General features: G+C 70.5%; 5 protein-coding genes. All 5 read right to left on the minus strand.

Annotated elements, in window-relative coordinates; translation table 11 throughout:
- Positions 1-9 precede the first annotated feature (9 nt).
- The gene (locus tag ACFWPI_RS21445; RefSeq protein WP_380378688.1) at positions 10-1,299 is read right to left on the minus strand and encodes a 6-phospho-beta-glucosidase; all 1,290 of its coding nucleotides are present in this window, start codon (positions 1,297-1,299) and stop codon (positions 10-12) included.
- Positions 1,299-2,207, minus strand: a complete 909-nt coding sequence (locus ACFWPI_RS21450; RefSeq protein ID WP_063351434.1) for a carbohydrate ABC transporter permease — start codon at positions 2,205-2,207, stop codon at positions 1,299-1,301. Before ACFWPI_RS21450 ends, ACFWPI_RS21445 begins: the two co-directional genes overlap by 1 nt.
- 41 nt (positions 2,208-2,248) lie before the next feature.
- The gene (locus ACFWPI_RS21455) at positions 2,249-3,247 is read right to left on the minus strand and encodes a carbohydrate ABC transporter permease (protein ID WP_079135906.1); all 999 of its coding nucleotides are present in this window, start codon (positions 3,245-3,247) and stop codon (positions 2,249-2,251) included.
- A gap of 23 nt (positions 3,248-3,270) precedes the next feature.
- Positions 3,271-4,626 carry an ABC transporter substrate-binding protein gene (locus tag ACFWPI_RS21460; protein ID WP_380378686.1) on the minus strand — a complete coding sequence of 452 codons (1,356 nt, stop codon included), beginning with the start codon at positions 4,624-4,626 and terminating at the stop codon, positions 3,271-3,273.
- Positions 4,627-4,806: 180 nt separating this feature from the next.
- Complete coding sequence (locus ACFWPI_RS21465) at positions 4,807-5,997, minus strand: ROK family transcriptional regulator (RefSeq protein ID WP_244293469.1); 1,191 nt, start codon at positions 5,995-5,997, stop codon at positions 4,807-4,809.
- Positions 5,998-6,252: the final 255 nt, after the last annotated feature.

The following is a 6,252-nucleotide window of genomic DNA, read 5'->3' on the forward strand; positions in this document are numbered from 1 at the left end:
CCCGGGCCGTCAGGCCCAGGCGAGGTGCTCGCGGTTGTGGGCGAGCAGCCGATCGGTGAGCTGGTCGGCGAGTTCGAGCTGGCCGACCAGCGGGTGGGCGAGCAGGGCGTCGAAGACCCGGTCGCGGCCGCCGTGCAGGGCGGCGTCGAGGGCGAGGTGCTCGTACGCGGTGACGGCGGCGATGAGGCCGGCGTACAGCGACTCGACGGCCCGCTGGGGGAGCGGCCGGACGCCGTTGGCGTCGACCTCGGCCGGGACCTCGATGACGGCGTCGTCGGGCAGGAACGGCAGCACGCCGTTGTTCGGCGCGTTGACGACCTGTACGGACGTCCCGCCGCCGGTGCCGAGCAGCGCGGCGATCAGCTGGACCGCCGCCTCGGAGTAGAACGCGCCGCCGCGCTGGCCGAGGAGTTCCGGCTTGGTGTCGAGGGCCGGGTCGGCGTACATCTCCAGCAGCTGCCGCTCGATCTCGGCGACCTGGGCGGCCCGCGAGCCCTGCACCTTGAGTTCCTCGACGACGGCGTCGTGCTGGTAGAAGTAGCGCAGGTAGTAGGACGGTACGACGCCGAGCCGCTCGATGACGGGCTGCGGCAGGTGCAGGTCCTCGGCGATGGCCTTGCCGTGCGCGGCGAGCAGCTCCGGCAGCACCTCCCGGCCCGTCGTCGAGCCCGGGGCGTCGAGCAGGGTGACGCCGCGCTCCCAGGTGAGGTGGTTGAGGCCGACGTGGTCGAGCCGGATCAGTTCCGGGTCGACGCCGAGGTGGGTCGCGAACTTGCGCTGGAAGCCGATGGCGACGTTGCACAGGCCGACGGCCTTGTGGCCGGCGTTGCGCAGCGCGCGGGTGACGATGCCGACGGGGTTGGTGAAGTCGACGATCCAGGCGTCCGGGTTGGCGCGCCGGACCTTCTCGGCGATGTCGAGGACGACCGGGACGGTGCGCAGCGCCTTGGCGAGGCCGCCGGCGCCGGTGGTCTCCTGGCCGACGCAGCCGCACTCCAGCGGCCAGGTCTCGTCCCGGTTGCGGGCGGCCTGCCCGCCGACGCGCAGTTGCAGCAGCACGGCGTCGGCGTCGGCGACACCGGCCTCGACGTCGACGGTGGTGGTGACGACGGCACCGTGCCCCTGCTTGGCGAAGATCCGCCGGGCGAGCCCGCCGATCAGCTCCAGCCGGTCGGCGGCCGGGTCGATGAGCACCAGCTCGCCGATCGGCAGGGTGTCGCGGAGCCGGGCGAAGCCGTCGATCAGCTCCGGGGTGTACGTCGAACCGCCGCCGACGATTGCCAACTTGAGTGCGGACATCAGCCCTTGACCCCTGTCAGTGTCACGCCTTCGATGAAGGCCTTCTGTGCGAAGAAGAAGAGGATGATCACCGGTGCCATCACGAGGAGGGTGGCGGCCATGGTGAGGTTCCAGTTGGTGTGGTGGGCGCCCTTGAACGACTCCAGGCCGTACGAGAGCGTCCAGGCCGCGTGGTTGTTGCTGGCGTAGATCTGCGGGCCGAAGTAGTCGTTCCAGCAGTAGAAGAACTGGAACAGGGCGACGGCGGCGATGGCCGGCTTGGCCATCGGCAGCACGACCTTCAGCAGGGTGCGCAGGTCGCCGCAGCCGTCGATCCGGGCGGCCTCGATGTACTCCTTGGGGATGGTCAGCAGGAACTGGCGCAGCAGGAAGATCGAGAACGCGTCGCCGAAGGCCATCGGGATGATGAGCGGCCAGAGCGAGCCGCCGAGGCCGAGCTGCTTGGCCCAGAACAGGTACATCGGGATGACGGTGACCTGCGGCGGGAGCATCATCATGGCGATGACGGCCATCAGCGCCAGGTTGCGGCCCCGGAAGCGGAACTTGGCGAGCGCGTAGGCGACCGGCAGGCTGGAGACGATGGTCAGTACGGTGCCGAGGCCCGCGTAGAGCAGGGTGTTGCGCCACCAGGTGAGGAAGCCGGGGGTGTCCCAGACCTTGCCGTAGTTGCCCCACTGCCAGGAGGTCGGCCAGTAGTCGGTGGTGAGCGCCTGCTGGTCGGTCATCACCGAGGTGAGGAAGGCGAAGACGAACGGCAGCAGGAAGAACAGCGCGGCGGCGATGGCCAGCGAGTGCACGGCCACCCAGTGGAGCATCGCGCGGCGGCGGGCCGCCCGGGCGGCCGGGCCGGAGGCGCGGGAGGGGCCGGCCGGGGCGGGCGCCTTGGTGAGTGTGGAGCTGAGAGTCATGATCGGGTCCTCATCGGTCCGCTGGGTCCGCAGCACACGGACTAGTCGTCGCTCGCCATGAAGCCGGACTTGCGGCGGAGCAGGAGCGAGGTGACGGCCATCGAGATGGCGAACAGCACCAGGGCGACGACGCACGCCGCGCCGTAGTTGAAGCGCTGGAAGCCGAGGTTGTAGACCATCTGCGGCAGGGTCCAGGTGGAGCCCTGCGGGAAGCCGGGCTCGAACTGCTGGCCGGAGTTGCCCGCGATGCCGCCGGCGACCTTCCCGGCGACGATCGCCTGGGTGTAGTACTGCATGGTCTGGATGACGCCGGTGACCACGGCGAACATGATGATCGGCGAGATGTTCGGCAGCGTGACGTACCGGAACCGCTGGAAGGGTCCGGCGCCGTCCAGTTCGGCGGCCTCGTACTGCTCCTTGGGGACGTCGAGCAGCGAGGCCATGAAGATGACCATCAGGTCGCCGATGCCCCACATGGCGAGCATGGTGAGCGCGGGCTTGGACCAGTCGGCGCTGGCGAACCAGCCGGGCTGCGGGAGGCCGAGCTCACCGAGGAAGTGGTTGACCGGGCCGGTGCCGGGGTTGAGCAGGAAGGCGAAGGCGACGGTGGCGGCCACCGGCGGTGCCAGGTACGGCAGGTAGAACGCGGTGCGGAAGAAGCCGGCGCCGGTCTTGACCTTGGTGATGAGCAGGCCGATGCCGAGGCCGAAGGCGACCCGCAGGCTCACCATGATGAAGACCAGCCACACGGTGTTGCGCAGGCCCTGCCAGAACGCCGGGAGGTCGTTGAAGACGTAGTCCCAGTTCTTCAGGCCGCTGAAGGTGGGGGCGCCGAAGCCGTTGTACTTGGTGAAGGAGAAGTAGGCGGTGGAGATCAGCGGGTACAGGAAGAAGACACCGAAGCCGATCAGCCAGGGGGAGAGGAAGGCGAGGGTGCGGGCCGCCTCCCGGCGGCGCTTCCGGCGCAGCAGGTGCTGCGTGGAGGGCGCCGCCGGGTCGGTCGATCCGGTGCCCTTGCGGGTGCCGAACGCGAGTGACATGGGAGCTCCGTGGACCGTTTCCGCTACTTCGCCTGGGCGATGGCGGCGTCGATCTCCTTGGCGGTGGCCGCGAGGCCGGCCGCGAGATCGGGCTGCTTGCCGGACTCGTAGTCGTAGCCGAGGTTCTGCAGGGAGGCGATGTAGCCGCTGCCGTTGACGGCCGCCGGGGTGGTGCCCGAGTACTGGTTCTTGGCGACGTCGATGAAGGTCTTGAAGTTCGGGTCGTTCGTCAGCTTCGGCGAGTTGAGCGCGTCGAAGGTGCTGGGCACGTTGTGGATCGCGTTGGCGAAGCCGACCACCGCGTCGGTGTCGGTGGTCAGGTACTTGACCAGCTCCCAGGCCGCGGCCTGCTTCTTGCTGCTGCTGGCGATGCCGACGATGGTGCCGGTCTGGTAGCCGCGGCCGTAGGTGTCGGCCTGGTCGTCCGGGACGGGGAACGCGGCGGTGGCCCAGTCGAAGTCGGGCTTGTTGTCGGCGAGGGCGGCGGTGCGCCACTCGCCGTCGATGGCCATCGCGACCTTGCCGGTGAGGAAGGGGTTCTTGGCGCTGAACTCCTCGCCGAAGGTGGCGCGGTACTTCTCCAGCTTGGTGTAGCCGCCGAGCTGGTCGACCATGCCCTTCTGCCACTTGAGCATCGCGGCGACCTTCGGGTCGGCGGCGATGTTCGACTTGCCGTCGGCGCCGAAGTAGGTCGGGCCGTACTGGCCCAGGAAGTGCTCGGTGGTCGACTCGTAGCCGTGGTACAGCGGCATGAAGCCGAGCTGCTTGTAGCCGTCGCCGTCCGCGAGGGTCAGCTTCTTGGCGTCCTCGGCGAACTCGCTGAAGGTCTTCGGCGGGTTGGCGATGCCCGCGTCGGCGAAGGCCTTCTTGTTGTAGTAGAGGCCGTAGGCGTCGCCGAGCAGCGGCAGCGAGCACTGGTTGCCCTGGAACTGCGTGTAGTTGAGCATCGCGGCCGGGAAGGTCTTGACCGGGTCGATGCCGCTCTTCTGCAGCAGCGGCTTGAGGTCGGTGAACGCCTTGGTCGAACAGAACATGCCGACGTTGTTGGTGGTGAAGGAGGAGACCACGTCCGGCGCGTCGTCGCCGCCGGCCCGCAGGGCCTGGTTGACCTTGTCGTCCGCGATGTTGTCCACGGCCTTGACGTGGATGTTGGGGTGGGCCTTCTCGAAGGCGGCGATGTTGTCGTTGATCGCCTTCACCTCGTTGTCCTGGCTCCAGCCGTGCCAGAAGGTGATGGTGACGTCCTTGCCGCTGGCCGAGTCGTCGCTGCCGCTGCTCTCGCTGCTGCCGGTGCAGGCGGTGGCGAGCAGGGCCAGGACGGCGGTGCCGGTGACGGCGGCGATCGTGCGACGGCCTCTGCGGGAGGTGGTGGAGTGCACTTCGAGGTCCTCCTGGGGGTGCGCGGGCAGGCGTCATTGCCTCGGGGCCCGCGTTCGGGGGTGGGGAGAGGTGGGTGCAGGGTGCGTGCGGGGTGGCGGGCGACCGGGGAGCGTCGGCGGGTGGGCGTCGGTGAGCGTCGGTGAGCGGCTGTCGGTGGGTGGCTGTCAGTCGGGTGGCTGTCAGTGGGTGGAGAAGACCGCCTCGCGGGCGTCCGCCAGCGCGCGTTGCAGGGCGCCGAGCAGGACGGGCGAGCCGGGCAGGGCGCTGCTGCGGACCTCGGGCCGGGCGATGGAGAGCCTGGCCAGTTCGTCCTCGACGAGGGCGCGCAGGCGCTCGCCGCCCGCGGTGGGCACCGCGCCGGAGAGGACCACCAGCTGGGGGTCGACGACGGCGACGATCGCGGCCAGTCCGACGGCGAGCCGGCCGGCCAGTTCGACGAGGAAGGCGTCGCCGGCGCCCGGGGTCTCCAGGGCCTTGGCGATCGAGTCCTCGGCGGTGGGCGCGCCGAGCCCGTGCTCGCGGGCCAGGGTCCGGACGGCGGGTGTGCCGACCAGCTCCTGGAACCCGCCGAACTTGCGGCGGCGCACGTCCCGCGCGACCGGTGAGCCGGGCACCGGCATGTAGCCGACCTCCCCGGCGCCGCCGGTGAAGCCGCGGTGCAGCCGGCCGGCGATGACGATCGCGGCGCCGGTGCCCGCACCGGCCCAGAGCAGGACGAAGTCCTCGGAGCCCCGCGCCGCGCCGGAGGCCTGTTCGGCGACGGCGGCGAGGTTCACGTCGTTCTCGATCGACACGGGCGCGCCGATCGCCTCGGACAGCTCCTCGACCAGCCGCGGCGAGTGCCAGCCGGGCAGGTGGGAGGCGTAGCGCAGCTTGCCGGTGACCGGGTCGGGGGCGCCGCCGACGCCGATCGCGGCGGTGCGCAGGCTGCCCGCGGCCAGCCCGGCGGCGCGGACGGTCTCGGCGACGGCGGCGGCGACCTTGGCGACGGTCTCGGCGGCCGGCACGCCCTTGGTCGGCACGGCGTGCTCGGCCAGCGTGGAGCCGGTGATGTCGGCGACGGCGACTCTGATCTCGCTGTTGGTGACGTCCAGTCCGGCGACGTGGCCGGCGGCCGGATTCACCTCGTACAGCTGCGCGTTGGGGCCGGGGCCGCCGGCGGTGGTGCCGACCGGCAGGACCAGTCCGGCCGCCTCCAGGCGGGCCAGCAGCTGGGAGGCGGTGGGCTTGGAGAGGCCGGTCAGGGTGCCGATCTGGGTGCGGGAGAGCGGTCCGTTCTCCAGCAGCAGTTCGAGGGCGGCGCGGTCGTTGATGGCGCGCAGCAGGCTGGGGGTGCCGGCGAGGGGGGCCTTGGCGGTGGTCTTGGTCACGCGCGAAATCCTCCTCTTCCGGCTGGTGGGGGGAGCGACGAGGGTGAACCCTCGGGTTCGGGGAGCCGAACTGTTAGGAAAGTTTCCAGTCGCTTGGGAAGGACCGTACGGGCCCCGTCAGCGGGGTGTCAATGGTCCGTGGCCCGGAGGATGCCGAAGCGTTACCGGGCAGCACGAAGCCCCGTTTCCCAAGGGTCTTGGGAAACGGGGCTTCGTGCCGCCCGGCCTGGAAGTACTACGGCTTGGCGAGGTCGT

This window comes from Kitasatospora sp. NPDC058492 (genome assembly GCF_042720685.1).
Taxonomy (GTDB): domain Bacteria; phylum Actinomycetota; class Actinomycetes; order Streptomycetales; family Streptomycetaceae; genus Kitasatospora.